Consider the following 15,303-nt stretch of genomic DNA (forward strand, 5'->3'; position numbering starts at 1 on the left):
CTCTATAAATGTAATCAAATTAATGTTTGAAATGACGAGTTCCTGTCATTACCATTGCAATTCCGTTTTCGTTACAATAATCAATAGATAATTGATCTTTAATAGAACCACCAGGTTGAATTACAGCTTCTATTCCTGCTTTGTGAGCTATTTCTACACAGTCTGGGAAAGGGAAAAAAGCATCACTTGCCATTACAGCACCTTTCAAATCAAACTGAAAGTGATTTGCTTTGGCAATGGCCTGTTCTAAAGCATCTACTCTAGAGGTTTGACCTGTACCACCTGCACACAAAGTTTTGTTCTTAACTAAAATAATGGTGTTAGATTTGGTATGCTTACAAATTTTAGAAGCGAATAATAAATCGTCTATTTGTGCATCGGTAACCACTTTTTCTGTTACGTTTTTTAAATCTTCTTTTTTATCGGTAACTAAGTTTGCATCTTGGAATAACACTCCGTTTAATGCAGTACGGTAAGAAATTTTAGGCAACTCAACATCTTTTAAAATTAAGATGACTCTGTTTTTCTTTCCTTTTAAAATTTCTAAAGCAGCAGCATCATAAGCAGGTGCAATTACTACCTCGCAGAATAATTTGTGAATTTCTTCTGCCGTAGCTACATCAATAGTTTTGTTAGCAATTAATACTCCTCCAAAAGCAGAAGTAGGGTCACCAGCTAAAGCATCTACATAAGCCTTAGCTAAGGTTTCTCTTTGTGCAAATCCACAAGCGTTGTTGTGTTTTAAAATAGCAAAAGTTGGAGCTTCTCCTTTAAATTCGTTGATTAAGTTTACAGCAGCATCTACGTCTAATAAGTTGTTAAAAGATAATTCTTTACCGTGTAATTTTTCGAACATAGCATCTAAATCACCATAGAAAGCTCCTTTTTGATGAGGGTTTTCTCCGTAACGTAAAGGAGTTACTTTGTCAAAAGATTGACGGAAGTTGTTTTCCTCTTCGTTCATGTAGTTATAGATAGCAGAATCGTAGTGGCTAGAAACAGCAAAAGCTTTTGCAGAAAAACGCTTACGATCTTCTATAGTTGTATTTCCGTTATCTGCAGAAATAATGTTTAAAAACTCATCGTATTGTTCCATTGATGAAACACAGATTACATCTTTAAAGTTTTTAGCAGCAGCTCTAATTAAAGAAATTCCACCAATGTCTATTTTTTCGATAATATCTTGTTCAGGAGCACCACTTGCTACTGTTTTTTCAAAAGGATACAAGTCAACAATAACAATATCCATTTCTGGAATTTCAAACTCAGCCAATTGTGCTTTGTCTCCATCGTTGTCTCTACGGCTTAAAATACCTCCAAAAACTTTTGGGTGTAAGGTTTTAACACGTCCTCCTAAAATTGATGGATATGAAGTAATGTCTTCAACAGCCACACAATCAATACCTAAGTCTCTAATGAATTTTTCAGTTCCACCAGTTGTGTAAATAGTAATTCCTAACTCGTTAAATTTTCTAACAATTGGTTCTAAACCATCTTTGTGAAAAACTGAAATTAAAGCTGATTTAGCTTGCTTAGTAGTGCTCATTTTTGTGAATTTCGATTAAAAAGGCAAAATTACTAAAACTACTCCAAAGCGTAAACAATTTTAAAGTTTCTTTATTATCAAAGTTTTATAATATGGAGTACAATTTAATTTTTAACTTTATTCTTGTGTTAAAATTAAAGTGCAGCTATGAAGAACAAAAAAATTTGGTGGTTTTTATTTCGGTTTTTAGGAACTTATTTTTTCCTTTTTTTGTTGTATTCATTGTTTTTAATGAGTACACAAAGCAAATCACCTGTTTTTATTTGCGATCCGTTAACAGTTCATGTTGCAGAACAATCGGCATATTTTTTAAATGTATTTCATCAAGGAGTTGTACTACAGCCAGATTTGGATGAATTGAGTGTAAATATGTTTATTAATGGCGATTATATAGTTGGAATTATAGAAGGTTGTAATTCTGTAAGTATTGTCATACTTTTTGTTGCATTTATTATAGCATTTAAAGGAAGTTTAACACACACGTTGTGGTTTTCTGTAGTAGGAGCATTGTCTATTTATTATGTAAATATTTTTAGAATAGTGGTGTTAACATACGGAATGCATCATTATCCTAAGTACACGTGGTTGTTTCACGATTTGGTTTTTCCGGCCATTATTTACGGATATGTTTTTATTCTGTGGATTGTTTGGGTCAATTATTTTTCGAACTTAAAAAACACAAAACATGCCTAAGTTAATTAGAATTATTCTTGTTGTACTCTTGTTCTTTTGCTTGGTTTTGGTGCGAGCTTTTGAATACGACTTGTTTTATGATCCTTTTTTAAATTATTTTGAAAGCGATCATTTAACAAAGCCAATGCCAGAGGTAAATTATGTAAAGTTGTTTTTTTCTTATTTGTTCCGATTTTCTTTAAATAGTGGAATCTCTTTTTTAATTCTTAAAGTAGCTTTTACAGGAAGAGCTTTTTTAAAAACAATTGCAAGTTTTTATGGTATTGCATTCCTTTTTTTATCGTTTCTTTTTTTCTGTTTAATTGGTTTTAAATTAGAAGTAGGTTACTTGTTTCCGTTTTATGTAAGAAGGTTTATTATACATCCTATTTTTATTATAGTTCTATTTCCTTTTATATACGTTTTAAAAAAACGTTATCGTTTTAATTTAGAGTAAAACAATTCCAATAAGCATTTTTTAGGTTGTACTTTTGCCATCTCTAATTATACGTTTATGTGGATTTATTATGGGTTGTTAGCTGCCTTGTTTTTAAGTTTTAATGCTTTGTCTAGAAAGCAAAGTGTAAAAGGAAATGCTGTTTTTCCGGTTTTACTGGTGTCTAATGCAACTAGTTTACTGGTTTTGTTACCTGCTTTTATTGGTTCTATATTTTATGCAGAACAAATGAAAAATATAGGATTTTATATGCCTACAATATCTATAAATGATCATTTTTTAATAGGAATTAAATCTGTATTAATGACCTGCTCGTGGATATTAAATTTTTATGCATTAAAGCACTTACCTATTACTATTGTTACGCCCATAAGAGGGGCAGGTCCTTTTTTTACATTTTTAGGTGCTGTTGTAATTTACCAAGAAAGCCCAGAACTTTTACAATGGATTGGTTTTTTTCTAATCATTATATCGATGATATTTTACTCTAGAATAGGAAAAAAAGAAGGGATTGTTTTTAAAAATAACAAATGGATTTTAGCCATTGTAGGTGCTACTTTTTTTGGATCGGTAAGTGGTTTGTATGATAAATTTTTGTTTCAATACAAGACTTATGAAGTAATGACAGTGCAGTGGTGGTTCTTTTTTTATGTAACGTTGTTTATGCTACTATTAGTTTTGTTTGTGTACAGACCTAACAAGAAAAAAATGGGTAAATTTCATTTGCATTGGACGATTATTGCAAGTGGAATCTTAATTTTTTTGGCAGACTATTTTTATTTTAAAGGATTGCAAGATCCAGAAGCTTTAATTATGATTATGTCTGCTGTAAAAAGAAGTCAAATATTATTTACAGTATTGATAGGAGGATTAATTTTTAAAGAACAAAACAGAAGAATGAAATTAATTCCGTTGTTAGGAATTTTAGTTGGTGTGTTTTGTATACTGTATAGTTCTTAAATACTAACCAATATTACAGAAATTAGTCCCAAAATGATTCCTGCAATTTTTAAGGGGGTTAGTTGTTCGCCTAAAAAAGCAACACCTAATCCAATGGTAATTAGCAAGGCTAAATTTCTAATAGGAACTACAGTGCTTAATTTACCATGTTTCATGGCTAAAAAAAAGCAAACCTGAGCCAAGCCTCCTAAAGCACCACCAATAGCTATAAACTTAAAATGTTTGGCATCGTACTTTGTTTTTTCTACAATAGATAATATTCCAAGTACCAACATATGGCTCAAAATAAAAATAGTAGCCCCCAAACCTGTTGAAAAAAAGGGGGTTCCTTGTTTGTAGAAAAATACAGCTACACCAAAAAGAAGCATAGCGGCTAAGGCATATAGTATGGAAACCATATTTATATAGGTAATATTAATTTGGCAATGGTAAAGTAAATAAAGATTCCAAAAATATCATTACTTGTAGTAATAAATGGACCTGTTGCCAATGCAGGATCTATTCCTCTTTTGTGTAAAATAATAGGTACAAAAGTTCCTATTAATGCAGCAATAATAATTACAATAATTAAAGAAAGAACAATGGTAATGCTAGTTAGCATATCAAAATGTTGTACAAACCCGTAACCTATTACCAAGCAGCCTAAAACAATACCATTAATTAAGCTAAGTCCAATTTCTTTAAACAATCGGTTCCATAAACTTCCTTTTATATTGTTATTTGCCAATCCTTGTACAATAATAGCAGATGATTGTACCCCTACATTTCCACCCATAGCAGCAATTAGTGGAGTAAAGAAAAATAAAACAGGAAATTTACTTAAAGTATCATCAAAACTACCCATAATAGCGGCCGCACCCAATCCTCCAAGCAAACCTAAAATTAACCAAGGAAGTCTAGCTCTTGTCAATTCTAAAATAGAGTCGCTTGCTTCTACATCGTCGGTAATACCGGCAGCCATTTGGTAATCTTCTTTGGCTTCGTCTATAATAATATCTACAATATCATCAATGGTAATTTGTCCTACCAAACGATTCATTTCATCTACCACAGCAACCACTACCAAATCGTATTTTTGCATTACTTTGGCAACATCTTCGGCTTTGTCATCAACTTTAACAGAGGTAATAGAGGGTGAGTAAACCTCACTAACCGAAGTTTTTGTAGAGGTGGTTAACAAACTTTTTAAAGACAATCTACCTTTTAAAACATCGTTGTCATCTACTACATAAATGGTGTATACTTTTTCAACTTCTTCGGCTTGCAAACGCATTTCTTTAATGCTTCGCATATTACTCCAAGATTCGTTTACTTTGACCAATTCTTTCCCCATTAATCCCCCAGCAGTGTCGTCATCGTAACGTAAAAGATCTACAATATCTTTGGCGTGTTCTACGTCTTCTATTTTAGAAATGACTTCTTCTTTTTGTTCTTCGGAAAGTTCAGAAAGTACATCGGCAGCATCATCAGTGTCTAGTTCATCTACCTCTTTGGCAATTTCATCAGAAGATAATCCTTTTAAAATGTGTTCACGAATATCTTCATCTAGTTCAACAATAGCATCCGATGTTTTATCGGTGTCTAATATTTTAATGATAGAAACGGCTAATTCAGGGTTTACCTCTTCAAAAAGTTCTGCTAAATCGGCATAGTGGACTTCACTGAAAATTTCTTTGATTTGTTTGAATTTGTTTTGTTCTACAAGTTCAGACAAATGAATAATAAAGTCTTTATTGATTTGAAATTCCATCTTGTTCAATTAAAGCAGTTAGTTCAATAAATCCTGATACAGATACTTGCTCTGGACGTTTGTCAAAGATAGGGTTTGTTCTTAAATCATCCGATAGGTTTAGGCTTTTTAAACTATTTCTTAACGTTTTACGTCTTTGTCCAAAAGATGTTTTTACAACATGTTTAAACAATCTATCGGGAACAGAAAGGAATAAGTCTTTTTTACGTTTCATTACCATTACTCCAGAATCTACTTTTGGAGGTGGGTTAAAAACGGTTGGAGGTACGGTAAATAAATATTCGGTGTCGTAATATGCTTGTGTTAGTACCGATATAATTCCATAGGTTTTGCTTCCGGGTGCTGCGCAAATTCTTTTGGCAACTTCCATTTGAAACATTCCTCCAAACTCAGGAATTAATTCTCTGTTTTCTATGGTTTTAAAAACAATTTGACTAGATATGTTGTAAGGAAAGTTTCCTATGATGGCAAATTGTTCGTTTTTAAAAAGTTCTTTAAGATCTACTTTTAAAAAATCTTTCCCATATATTCTAGGGCCTAAATGTAAATAATGTGCTTGTAAATATTCTACAGATTCATCGTCTATTTCTATAACGTGCGTTGTGTATTTTTTTTCTAACAAATATTTGGTCATTACCCCCATACCAGGACCAATTTCTAGTACGTTTTGGTATCCTTGTTCTGATAGTATATCAGCAATTTTTTGAGCAATACTTTCATCGGTTAAAAAGTGTTGTCCTAAATGTTTTTTGGCTCTTACAGACATAATTAGTTGTTTTTTTTATAGTATTTCCAAAATACAAGAGCAACAATAGCTACTAAAATATAGGGGATAATCATTAAAGTTACAATTCCATCGTTTAGCCCTTTAGCCAAACCAGTATCTCCGTTTTCTACCACAGCTTTACACATGGCACATTGTCCATAACTCTTAAGTAAGTTTGTTGTAAAAAGAAATAAAATAAGAAATTGTAGTTTTTTCATTTTAGTAGTATGGGTTAATCATTAGATATACAACTACTCCAGTAATGGCTACATATAACCACAAAGGGAACGTGTATTTTGCTAATTTTTTATGTCTTAAATCATCACGATTCAATCCTCTTACAAAGGTGGTTAATACCAAAGGAATTACTGCAATTGAAAGTATAATATGTGAAATTAAAATAAAGTAATAAATGTAAGCAATTGCTCCGGTACCTCCATATTTGGTAGAATCACTAGTCATGTGATACAATACATACATAACCAAAAACAATGCAGAACACAGTAGGGCAAGTTTTATATAAGTTTCGTGTGTTTTAATGTTTCCTTTTTTAATGGCAAGTACTGCTAAAATTAACAATATAGCTGTAAATCCATTTATAGTAGCATAAATAGGAGGTAGGAATATGGGTAGTTCAAACGGTAATCTTACCTTAAATAATATAGCTACTGCTACAGGTATTACTATTGATAAAACAGTGATGAGTTTTTTGTAATTGTTGGTTGTTTTCATGTTATTGTTCGTCTAATAATAATTGAATATCTTCTTTTAACATTTTTACTTCGGATAATTCTAACCCTTGATAGAATATTTTAGGATTTCCATGATTGTCTTTTCTAGAGCGTAAGTATCCGTTTTTGTCTACCAAAGCAAAAAAACCTTGATGTTCAAAACCACCTTCAACTTCAGGATTGATACCTGCAAAAATATTTAATCCTTTGTTAGCCATTTCAAAAATTTCCTCTCTATCTCCTGTTAAAAAGTGCCAGTTTAAACTAGTTACTCCGTAGTTTTCTGCATATTCTTTTAATTTTAAAGGAGTGTCTACTGTTGGGTTTATTGTAATAGATGCTATTCCAAAGTCAGAACGTTCACCATATGTTTCTTCAACAGTTAGCATATTTTTATTCATAATTGGGCAGATAGAAGGGCAAGTGGTAAAAAAGAATTCTACCACAAATACTTTTCCTTCAAAGTCTATATTAGAAATTGTTTGGTTGTTTTGATTGGTAAGCGTAAAATCTGGCATTTTACGTTTTTTATGATCTACAACAAAGTAATCTAAACCGCTAGAGGTAGGAAGTTTTTTTTGAACGTGATTTAATCTGGTATTTCTAGGTTCTAAATGGTGTTTGTAATTTCTAACTACAAAAATTCCAAAAATTAAAATAATAAATACAATGCCTATGTATGAGAACTTTTTATTTTTCATTTTTTCCTAATCTTTCTTTTCTTGAGGTGGTTGAAACTTCTAATTCGTAAAATACATTTTGAGTGTCTGTTAACAATTTGTTTTTTAAATCATTCACAGAAGATAAGTCGTAAGCAAATACATCTTCTCCAATTTTATCATCATCGGTTCTACCTCTTTGGTTGTTATTTTTATCTACAATAAACGCTTTGTTTGCAGCTAAATTGTTGTCTAAAGAGGTGTTTGTTTTAAGAGAATTGTAAAGAGTTGTGGTTTGTATAGAATCTAAACAAATAAACTTCCATTTATAAAATTTACTACCATTGGTTTTTGCCAATCTTTTTTTAATAATTTCAATCTCTGGATTGTTTTTACCTATGTAAAAAGAGATCATTTGAAACTTGGTGTATTTGGCTAATTTTTTAAAAACAACCTCGTTAATATTAAAAATTTCGGTGTCTTTTTGTTGAGGTTTTTTTCCTAAAAAAGTAACAACGTTTATGTTGTTTTTAAAAGAAATACTATTCTGTTTAACATCAGTTATATCTACAATATTTGTTTGAAAGGTTTTGCATGGAATAAAGTTAACTTCACCTAAGGATAAAAATATAAAAAAAGCTAAAGGTCCAATAAACAAAAGCGATAGGATGATTTTTTTCTTCATAATAAGTTGAGGTTAGAATACCAAAAAAGGTGGATAAATCCACCTTTTAAATATTGTCATAATACCTGTTAAACTAGTATTTCCAGTTTATGTAAGGTGCTAAAGTATCGTGTAAATAACTACCTTCTATTAATAATAAAGTAACCAAATAAGGAATTAATATTATTAAAGGAATAATAATAGAGTTTACAAAGTTTTTACGCTCGTGATTCATGTGCATGAAATACCACATAATTCCAGCTGCCTTTACAATTGTTAAAATAATAAAAATCCAGTTTAATAAAGAGGTTCCTAAAAAGTTAGTGTAGTGTAAACCATGAGGTTTAATAATACCTAAGATTACCTCTATAATTGTTACTAATGATAAGAATCCGAAAACTTTCCAGATTAATTTAGTGTTTGATTCGTGTTGTCCCATAATATATAAATATGAATGCTGTCTTTTTATTATTAATTAAACTAGGTAGAAGAATGTAAATACAAATACCCACACTAAATCTACAAAGTGCCAGTACAATCCAACTTTTTCTACCATTTCATAGTGTCCTCTTCTTTCGTAAGTTCCTAATAAAACATTTACAAAAATAATAATGTTTAAAGCAATCCCTGAACATACGTGAAAACCGTGGAATCCTGTAATAAAGAAAAAGAAATCAGCAAATTGACTAGATCCATATTCGTTAACTTCTAGGTTAGCACCTCTAACAACTCTAGAAGATTGTTCTAAAAACTTTAACGCTTCTGCTTTGTTAAGAATAACTATTTTTTGTTTTGTTTCTGGATTTATTTTTTCTAAACGAATTCCTACTTCAGGATTGTGTTTAAAATCTTCAATAATACCAGCAGTAGTGTATTCGTAAGTTGTTTCTCCTTTTGTGAACCAAAGTCCGTTTTCACGAGTGTGTTCTATCACAGGGTTGTTTGGAGTTGCAAAATCTTCTAAGGCAATTTGTTTTCCATCGTAGTTTACAAATTGAATAATTTTACCGTCTTTTAATTGAACAGCACCAAATTCTCCTTTGATAAAGTTTTTCCATTCCCAAGCTTGTGATCCAACAAAGACCAAACCACCAATAATTGTTAAAAACATGTAAGTAATTACTTTGTTTTTCTTCATTTGATGACCTGCATCAACAGCCAGTACCATTGTTACAGATGAGAAAATTAAAATGAACGTCATCAATGCAACATAATACATTGGATAAGTTCCATGAAAAAGCGGAAAGTGTGTAAATACTTCATCGGCAATAGGCCAAATGTCAATAAATTTGTAACGAGTTAGTCCGTAGGCAGCTAAAAATCCTGCAAAAGTTAATGCATCAGATAAAATGAAGAACCACATCATCATTTTTCCATAACTAGCCCCTAATGGTCTAGTAGCTCCACCTTCCCATACGTTTGTGTTCTGATCAGCAGTTGTTGCTTTCATAAGTATTGTTGTTGTTTATTTGTTCGGTTTTCGTTCGAGTGGCAAATTTATAAATTTAGATTAAGTATTAAAATAAAAGAATAAAAATAGTATAATCCATAGTAAATCTAAAAAGTGCCAAAAAATAGTCCCTAATTCTAGACCTAAGGTATTGCCGTTGTTGTATTTACCTAATAATTGTTTTACAAGCATTACAATTAATATAACAATAGCTACAAAAATATGTAATAAATGTGCAAAGACAATCACCATTAGCATAGATGATGATATCAAGCTAGTAGGTCCTGTAAAAAACAACCCAGAATTTTTTAATTCTGCAAAACCATTAAATTGAGATATCACAAAACCTATTCCCAATCCTAAAGTGATTAATAATAAGAACGAAGTAATGTTGGCTTTGTTTTTTTTACCAAAATACATAGCTAAGTGTATACTAATACTACTAATTACAATTAAGTAGGTACTGGTAACTAAAGAGTTTGGTAATTCAAAAGAAACCCAGTCTTCTCTGTTACTACTAATTACATAGGCACTTACCAATCCAGCAAACATCATGGTCATACTTACCAAAGAAATCCATAACATAGGTTTTGCTGTTTTTTTTCTACCTGTTCTTAATTCTGCTTTAACGTTTATTGCTTGATCCATTTAGTGTAAAAATTTATCTATTATGTAAATAATTTGAATGGCTGTTATGTAAAATACACTGGCAAGCATTAATTTCTTGGCAGTTTCTTTGCTAAGATCTTTATACAGTAAAATTCCATAGTATAAAATTACACATCCACTTAAAAATATAATAACTGCCGTAGCAGGGTATATATAAAAACTTCCTGTTTTTTGAAATACGGGAATAATAGAGGCAAAAATAAGCATTACCGTATATATTAAAATCTGAATTACAGCTTTTCTGTCTCTTTTACCCATGGGTAATAAATTATACCCTGCTTTTAAATATTCATCATGACCTAACCAACCAATAGCCCAAAAATGAGGGAATTGCCAAAAGAACTGAATCATAAATAAAATACCTGCTTCTATACCAAACTGATCGGTGGCAGCCACCCATCCTAACATAAAAGGAATAGCCCCTGGAAACGCTCCCACAAAAACAGCTAGTGGAGTAATTCCTTTTAAAGGAGTATAGGCACAAGTGTATAGAAAAATAGAAATTGCACCAAACAAAGCTGTTTTCTCATTAATTGTATAGAGAATTCCCAATCCTAAAATGGTAAAACTAACAGCAATAATCATAGCTGTTTTTAAATCATATCGTCCTGTAGGCAAAGGTCTGTTTTGAGTCCTTTTCATTAGTTTGTCTACATCTTTTTCTATAATTTGATTAAAAGCATTAGAAGCTCCCACCATTAAATAACCACCTATAGATAGCAACGCGACCGTTGTATAATTAATTGTTTGGGCTGCTAGTAAATATCCTGCTACAGCCGAAAAAACAACACTTAAAGAAAGACCAAATTTGGTAAGTTGTTTAAAATCGCTTAAAAAAGTGTTTTTAGACGGCACCAAAGAAGTATCGGTATTTGACATTTAGTTTTTTTAAGGTTCTAATTTTTTTTGCAAAGATAGGGATTAAATTTACGTATAAATTGAAGTTTTACATTTAATTAACATCTGGTTTTAAGTTGCATAATGTGAGGAAATAAAAAAACTTTAAAAAAAACATGATTTTATTTTTTTGAGAAAAGAAATATCTCTTATATTTGCACTCGCATTTACAGAAATGCATACGTTCTTAGTTAAAAAATAAAACATACCAAATATTTAGTGTAAACTGAATGCTCAAGTGGTGGAATTGGTAGACACGCTGGACTTAAAATCCAGTGGGCAGAAATGCCCGTATGGGTTCAAGTCCCATCTTGAGTACAAAGTTTTTTAACAATTATAAGTTTACACACGCTCAAGTGGTGGAATTGGTAGACACGCTGGACTTAAAATCCAGTGGGCAGAAATGCCCGTATGGGTTCAAGTCCCATCTTGAGTACAAAGCCTCATCGATTTAAATCGGTGAGGCTTTTGTTTTTTAGAGAAAGCGAGTAGATTTACAACATGAAAACTGCTAAAAAAGAAACTTTTGTAATAGGCCTAATGTCTGGTACTTCTTTAGATGGAGTAGATTTGGTTTGGGTGAAATTTACAGACAACAATGCTTTTGAAATGTTAGCAAGTACCACTATAGCTTATTCTAGTTTTTGGTACAATCAACTGCAAAATGTTTCTCTAATCCCTAAAGGATCTCCAGAATTACTACGTTTAAATACAGATTTAGGTGTTTATTTTGGAACGTTAATTTTAGATTTTATCAAAACTTATAAAATCTCAAAATTAGATTTTATCGCTTCTCATGGCCACACAGTTCATCATCAGCCAGAAATAAAATATACTTTACAAATAGGTTGTGGTAAAGAAATATATAAAAAAGTAGGTGTAAAAACAGTATACGATTTTAGAACACAAGATGTGAATTTAGGAGGTCAAGGAGCTCCATTGGTGCCTATAGGAGATGCATTTTTATTTTCTGAGTATGATTATTGTTTAAATTTAGGAGGTTTTTCTAATGTGTCTTATGCAGATAATGGAGTAAGAAAAGCTTTTGATATATGTCCAGTAAACACAGTTCTGAATTATTATGCCAATCAATTGGGTTGTTCTTACGATGATAAAGGAAAATTGTCTAAGCAAGGAAGTGTCCATGAAAAATTGTTAGCAGAGCTTAATAAGTTAGACTTCTACACTATTCAAAAACCAAAGTCGTTAGGAGTGGAATTTGTACAGCAAAACATAACACCTATTTTATTAAAGTATAATTTAAAAACAGTAGATGTACTAAGGACTTATGTAGAACATATTGCAATTCAAATAGCAGGTCAATTGGCTAATGGGACTGTTTTTATTACAGGAGGAGGTGCTTATCATACATTTTTGTTAGAACGAATTCAAGCGCATAATGCTAATTTAAATCTAGTGGTGCCCAGTGGTGTTTTGATAGACTATAAAGAGGCTTTAATTTTTGCTTTGCTAGGAAAGTTAAGGGTAGAAAATAAAGTAAATTGCTTGGCTAGTGTAACAGGGGCTGTTAAAAATCACTCTTCAGGGCTTATTTACAAAGGTGATGATTGAGTTGTTTTAGAGACAGCTTTTATGGGAAATGATTTTATAGATGAGTTAAATAGGTGTTAATTATTTTGTTAAATATTTATAAAATTAAGCAGGCTTTGTTAAATTATTGTTGTTTAGCGTTGTTTACTGAATTTTTAACAAGTATAAATACCTAGTGAAACTATTAAAATGTTATTTTAGCTACCGAATTTTAAAAAAATAAAATACAATGAAATATTTTTTAGGCTCTAGTCCAAAATGGTTCAAACTTGTTATGATCTTTTTTTTACTGATCAATATTCCAATATCTATTTATTTTCCACACGTAGGAGCTTGGTTGTTTATTGCTGAGTTTATTTTTACGTTGGCAATGGCATTAAAGTGTTACCCATTACAATCTGGAGGTTTGTTAGCAATAGAAATTATAGCATTAGGATTAACATCACCAGAAAATGCGTATCATGAAGTAGATCAAAACTTAGAAGTTGTGTTGTTGTTAGTCTTTATGGTCGCAGGTATCTATTTTATGAAACCATTATTGATGTATATTTTTAGTAAAATCTTCACAAAAATAAAATCAAAAGTAATTTTATCATTGTTGTTTGTATTCTTGTCGGCAATATTATCTGCCTTTTTAGATGCTTTAACAGTAACGGCAGTATTAATTAGTGTTGCTGTTGGTTTTTATGGTATTTATCATAAAATACACTCAAGTGCAGAAGACTTTAATAATGATGGTGTGTTGGATAGAAAAGAATTAAGCGGAGAAACTTTAGAGCAATTCAGAAGTTTCTTAAGAAGTTTAATTATGCATGGTGTGGTAGGAACTGCATTAGGAGGAGTTTGTACGTTGGTTGGAGAGCCACAAAACTTGTTGATAGGAGAAAGAATGGGTTGGGATTTTATTGAGTTTTTCGTAAAAATGTCTCCAATTACAATGCCTGTTTTAGTTTGTGGATTGTTAACTACAGTTGTGTTAGAGTTAACAGGAGCATTTGGTTTTGGTGGTAAATTGCCAAAAATAGCAGATCAAATTATTCAATCTTACACGCAAGAAGAAGAAGCAAAAAGAACAGCAAAAGAAAAATATGCATTAAAAGTTCAAGGAATAGCAGCATTGTTATTAATAGCAGGGTTGGCATTGCACTTAGCTCCTGTAGGTTTTATAGGATTGGCATTAATTATTTTACAAACAGCTTTTATGGGAATTACAGAAGAACATCAGTTAGGACATGCTTTTGAAGAAGCATTGCCTTTTACAGGATTGTTAGTAGTTTTCTTTGTTGTAGTTGCTATGATTCACGATCAGCACTTGTTCTCGCCAATTATCCATTGGGCATTAGAGCAAAGTCCAGAATCTCAACCAGGGTTGTTTTATATAGCAAATGGTGTGTTGTCTGCAATTAGTGATAACGTATTTGTGGCAACCGTATACATTGGAGAGGTGCAAAATGCGTTCAAATCAGGAGTAATAGATAGAGAGCATTTTGAGCATTTAGCAATTGCTATTAATACCGGTACAAACTTGCCAAGTGTAGCAACACCAAATGGTCAAGCTGCGTTTTTATTTTTATTAACCTCTGCGTTGGCACCGTTAATCAACTTGTCTTACGGAACCATGGTAAAAATGGCCTTACCTTATACAATTGTATTAGGAGGTGTAGGTTATATAATGGTGAGAGTTATTTTATAAAAAAAAGATCAAATCATATAAAAAAGGAACCTTACAGAGGTTCCTTTTTTTGTTTGTAGTTGTGCAATAATAAATTGTATTTTCGTTACATAAATTAAGAGTTTATATTATGGTCCAAAATCAAGAAGAAGTTTTACCCGTTGCAGAGGTAAGTCAAGAAAAAACACTATCTATAATAGAATTAATTATGGATGGTGGAGTTGGTGGTCAAATTATTATGGGAATTCTATTTCTATTGTTAATTGTGGCTGTTTACATATATGTAGAACGTTTTTTGGCGATTAAAGCAGCAAGCAAAGAAGATAAAAACTTTATGAATCAAATTAAAGAGCAAATTAGTATTGGTAATATTGATGGTGCTAAAAGTTTGTGTTCTAAAATAGATACTCCGGTTGCAAATTTAATAGAAAAAGGAATTTCTAGAATTGGAAAACCCTTAGAAGATATTAATACAGCTATAGAGAATGCTGGAAAGTTAGAAATATACAAATTAGAAAAAAACATAAGTGTATTGGCAACGATTTCTGGAGCTGCTCCTATGATTGGTTTTTTAGGAACTGTTATAGGTATGATTGTATCTATTCATGAAATTGCAAATGCAGGTGGGCAAATAGACATAAAAATGTTGTCTGATGGATTGTATACTGCAATGACCACTACAGTGGGCGGGTTAATTGTTGGGATTATCTCATATATTGCATACAATCATTTGGTGGTAAGAACCGATAAAGTTGTGTATCAAATGGAAGCAAAATCTGTAGAGTTTTTAGACTTGTTAAACGAGCCTGTTTAAAAGAGCAGGTTGTTAGTAAGTGTGGTGGTTAAAAATAGTAAACAG

The 15,303-nt window shown here is 31.5% G+C and carries 18 protein-coding genes and 2 tRNA genes; 8 read left to right on the forward strand and 12 right to left on the reverse strand.

Translation table 11 applies throughout. The features are described 5' to 3' along the window. Nucleotides 1-19 precede the first annotated feature (19 nt). The gene (gene purH, locus ACY2IJ_RS11685; RefSeq protein ID WP_476724546.1) at nt 20-1,546 is read right to left on the reverse strand and encodes a bifunctional phosphoribosylaminoimidazolecarboxamide formyltransferase/IMP cyclohydrolase; all 1,527 of its coding nucleotides are present in this window, start codon (nt 1,544-1,546) and stop codon (nt 20-22) included. 147 nt (nt 1,547-1,693) lie between these two features. On the opposite strand from purH, the gene xrtF reads away from it, so the two are divergent. Genes xrtF through ACY2IJ_RS11700 form a run of 3 tightly spaced genes read left to right on the forward strand, consistent with a single transcriptional unit; the run spans nt 1,694 to nt 3,635 of the window. Continuing rightward, entirely contained in the window at nt 1,694-2,239 is a 546-nt protein-coding gene (gene xrtF, locus ACY2IJ_RS11690; RefSeq protein ID WP_476724547.1) for an exosortase family protein XrtF, read from the forward strand. Next, the gene (locus ACY2IJ_RS11695; protein ID WP_476724548.1) at nt 2,232-2,675 is read left to right on the forward strand and encodes an exosortase F system-associated membrane protein; all 444 of its coding nucleotides are present in this window, start codon (nt 2,232-2,234) and stop codon (nt 2,673-2,675) included. The genes xrtF and ACY2IJ_RS11695 overlap by 8 nt, the downstream gene beginning before the upstream one ends. A gap of 57 nt (nt 2,676-2,732) precedes the next feature. Further along, nucleotides 2,733-3,635 (forward strand): EamA family transporter, encoded by a 903-nt coding sequence (locus ACY2IJ_RS11700; RefSeq protein WP_476724549.1) that lies wholly within the window; start codon nt 2,733-2,735, stop codon nt 3,633-3,635. Here the strand turns inward: ACY2IJ_RS11700 and ACY2IJ_RS11705 are convergent. The 11 genes from ACY2IJ_RS11705 to cyoE form a co-directional block, all read right to left on the reverse strand. Continuing rightward, complete coding sequence (locus tag ACY2IJ_RS11705) at nt 3,632-4,033, reverse strand: EamA family transporter (protein WP_476724550.1); 402 nt, start codon at nt 4,031-4,033, stop codon at nt 3,632-3,634. The genes ACY2IJ_RS11700 and ACY2IJ_RS11705 overlap by 4 nt on opposite strands. A 2-nt stretch (nt 4,034-4,035) precedes the next feature. Continuing rightward, on the reverse strand, nt 4,036-5,385 hold the full coding sequence (gene mgtE, locus ACY2IJ_RS11710) for a magnesium transporter (RefSeq protein WP_476724551.1): 1,350 nt from the start codon (nt 5,383-5,385) through the stop codon (nt 4,036-4,038). Further along, nucleotides 5,366-6,151 (reverse strand): 16S rRNA (adenine(1518)-N(6)/adenine(1519)-N(6))-dimethyltransferase RsmA, encoded by a 786-nt coding sequence (gene rsmA / locus ACY2IJ_RS11715; protein WP_476724552.1) that lies wholly within the window; start codon nt 6,149-6,151, stop codon nt 5,366-5,368. Before rsmA ends, mgtE begins: the two co-directional genes overlap by 20 nt. Before the next feature lie 2 nt (nt 6,152-6,153). Continuing rightward, entirely contained in the window at nt 6,154-6,369 is a 216-nt protein-coding gene (locus ACY2IJ_RS11720; RefSeq protein ID WP_476724553.1) for a hypothetical protein, read from the reverse strand. A gap of 1 nt (nt 6,370) precedes the next feature. After that, entirely contained in the window at nt 6,371-6,883 is a 513-nt protein-coding gene (locus ACY2IJ_RS11725) for a DUF420 domain-containing protein (RefSeq protein WP_476724554.1), read from the reverse strand. 1 nt (nt 6,884) lies between these two features. Beyond that, nucleotides 6,885-7,583, reverse strand: a complete 699-nt coding sequence (locus ACY2IJ_RS11730) for an SCO family protein (RefSeq protein WP_476724555.1) — start codon at nt 7,581-7,583, stop codon at nt 6,885-6,887. Continuing rightward, nucleotides 7,573-8,226 (reverse strand): hypothetical protein, encoded by a 654-nt coding sequence (locus ACY2IJ_RS11735; protein ID WP_476724556.1) that lies wholly within the window; start codon nt 8,224-8,226, stop codon nt 7,573-7,575. Before ACY2IJ_RS11735 ends, ACY2IJ_RS11730 begins: the two co-directional genes overlap by 11 nt. Nucleotides 8,227-8,299: 73 nt before the next feature. After that, nucleotides 8,300-8,644, reverse strand: coding sequence for a cytochrome C oxidase subunit IV family protein (locus tag ACY2IJ_RS11740; protein ID WP_476724557.1), 345 nt, complete (start codon nt 8,642-8,644; stop codon nt 8,300-8,302). A 36-nt stretch (nt 8,645-8,680) separates the two neighbouring features. Next, the gene (locus ACY2IJ_RS11745; RefSeq protein ID WP_476724558.1) at nt 8,681-9,655 is read right to left on the reverse strand and encodes a cytochrome c oxidase subunit 3; all 975 of its coding nucleotides are present in this window, start codon (nt 9,653-9,655) and stop codon (nt 8,681-8,683) included. A 60-nt stretch (nt 9,656-9,715) separates the two neighbouring features. Continuing rightward, nucleotides 9,716-10,303 carry a cytochrome c oxidase subunit 3 gene (locus ACY2IJ_RS11750; RefSeq protein ID WP_476724559.1) on the reverse strand — a complete coding sequence of 196 codons (588 nt, stop codon included), beginning with the start codon at nt 10,301-10,303 and terminating at the stop codon, nt 9,716-9,718. Next, nucleotides 10,304-11,203, reverse strand: coding sequence for a heme o synthase (cyoE, locus tag ACY2IJ_RS11755; RefSeq protein WP_476724560.1), 900 nt, complete (start codon nt 11,201-11,203; stop codon nt 10,304-10,306). 250 nt (nt 11,204-11,453) lie between these two features. On the opposite strand from cyoE, the gene ACY2IJ_RS11760 reads away from it, so the two are divergent. The 5 genes from ACY2IJ_RS11760 to ACY2IJ_RS11780 all read left to right on the forward strand — a co-directional run bounded on the left by ACY2IJ_RS11760 (nt 11,454) and on the right by ACY2IJ_RS11780 (nt 15,258). Then, nucleotides 11,454-11,539, forward strand: a tRNA-Leu gene (locus ACY2IJ_RS11760). 32 nt (nt 11,540-11,571) lie between these two features. After that, nucleotides 11,572-11,657, forward strand: a tRNA-Leu gene (locus tag ACY2IJ_RS11765). Nucleotides 11,658-11,722: 65 nt separating this feature from the next. Continuing rightward, on the forward strand, nt 11,723-12,793 hold the full coding sequence (locus tag ACY2IJ_RS11770; protein ID WP_476724561.1) for an anhydro-N-acetylmuramic acid kinase: 1,071 nt from the start codon (nt 11,723-11,725) through the stop codon (nt 12,791-12,793). Between the two features lie 208 nt (nt 12,794-13,001). After that, nucleotides 13,002-14,465, forward strand: a complete 1,464-nt coding sequence (gene nhaB, locus ACY2IJ_RS11775; RefSeq protein WP_476724562.1) for a sodium/proton antiporter NhaB — start codon at nt 13,002-13,004, stop codon at nt 14,463-14,465. A 109-nt stretch (nt 14,466-14,574) separates the two neighbouring features. Continuing rightward, on the forward strand, nt 14,575-15,258 hold the full coding sequence (locus ACY2IJ_RS11780) for a MotA/TolQ/ExbB proton channel family protein (protein ID WP_476724563.1): 684 nt from the start codon (nt 14,575-14,577) through the stop codon (nt 15,256-15,258). Nucleotides 15,259-15,303: the final 45 nt, after the last annotated feature.

The organism is Wenyingzhuangia gracilariae, from assembly GCF_056387575.1.

Coding starts and splice junctions, on each gene's coding strand:
- ACY2IJ_RS11725 (WP_476724554.1), bottom strand. CDS start 6,883: ATGAAAACAACCAACAATTACAAAAAACTCATCACTGTTTTATCAATA.
- ACY2IJ_RS11750 (WP_476724559.1), bottom strand. CDS start 10,303: ATGGATCAAGCAATAAACGTTAAAGCAGAATTAAGAACAGGTAGAAAA.
- ACY2IJ_RS11745 (WP_476724558.1), bottom strand. CDS start 9,655: ATGAAAGCAACAACTGCTGATCAGAACACAAACGTATGGGAAGGTGGA.
- ACY2IJ_RS11735 (WP_476724556.1), bottom strand. CDS start 8,226: ATGAAGAAAAAAATCATCCTATCGCTTTTGTTTATTGGACCTTTAGCT.
- ACY2IJ_RS11695 (WP_476724548.1), top strand. CDS start 2,232: ATGCCTAAGTTAATTAGAATTATTCTTGTTGTACTCTTGTTCTTTTGC.
- ACY2IJ_RS11720 (WP_476724553.1), bottom strand. CDS start 6,369: ATGAAAAAACTACAATTTCTTATTTTATTTCTTTTTACAACAAACTTA.
- xrtF (WP_476724547.1), top strand. CDS start 1,694: ATGAAGAACAAAAAAATTTGGTGGTTTTTATTTCGGTTTTTAGGAACT.
- rsmA (WP_476724552.1), bottom strand. CDS start 6,151: ATGTCTGTAAGAGCCAAAAAACATTTAGGACAACACTTTTTAACCGAT.
- ACY2IJ_RS11740 (WP_476724557.1), bottom strand. CDS start 8,644: ATGGGACAACACGAATCAAACACTAAATTAATCTGGAAAGTTTTCGGA.
- purH (WP_476724546.1), bottom strand. CDS start 1,546: ATGAGCACTACTAAGCAAGCTAAATCAGCTTTAATTTCAGTTTTTCAC.
- ACY2IJ_RS11730 (WP_476724555.1), bottom strand. CDS start 7,583: ATGAAAAATAAAAAGTTCTCATACATAGGCATTGTATTTATTATTTTA.
- ACY2IJ_RS11700 (WP_476724549.1), top strand. CDS start 2,733: ATGTGGATTTATTATGGGTTGTTAGCTGCCTTGTTTTTAAGTTTTAAT.
- cyoE (WP_476724560.1), bottom strand. CDS start 11,203: ATGTCAAATACCGATACTTCTTTGGTGCCGTCTAAAAACACTTTTTTA.
- nhaB (WP_476724562.1), top strand. CDS start 13,002: ATGAAATATTTTTTAGGCTCTAGTCCAAAATGGTTCAAACTTGTTATG.
- mgtE (WP_476724551.1), bottom strand. CDS start 5,385: ATGGAATTTCAAATCAATAAAGACTTTATTATTCATTTGTCTGAACTT.
- ACY2IJ_RS11705 (WP_476724550.1), bottom strand. CDS start 4,033: ATGGTTTCCATACTATATGCCTTAGCCGCTATGCTTCTTTTTGGTGTA.
- ACY2IJ_RS11770 (WP_476724561.1), top strand. CDS start 11,723: ATGAAAACTGCTAAAAAAGAAACTTTTGTAATAGGCCTAATGTCTGGT.
- ACY2IJ_RS11780 (WP_476724563.1), top strand. CDS start 14,575: ATGGTCCAAAATCAAGAAGAAGTTTTACCCGTTGCAGAGGTAAGTCAA.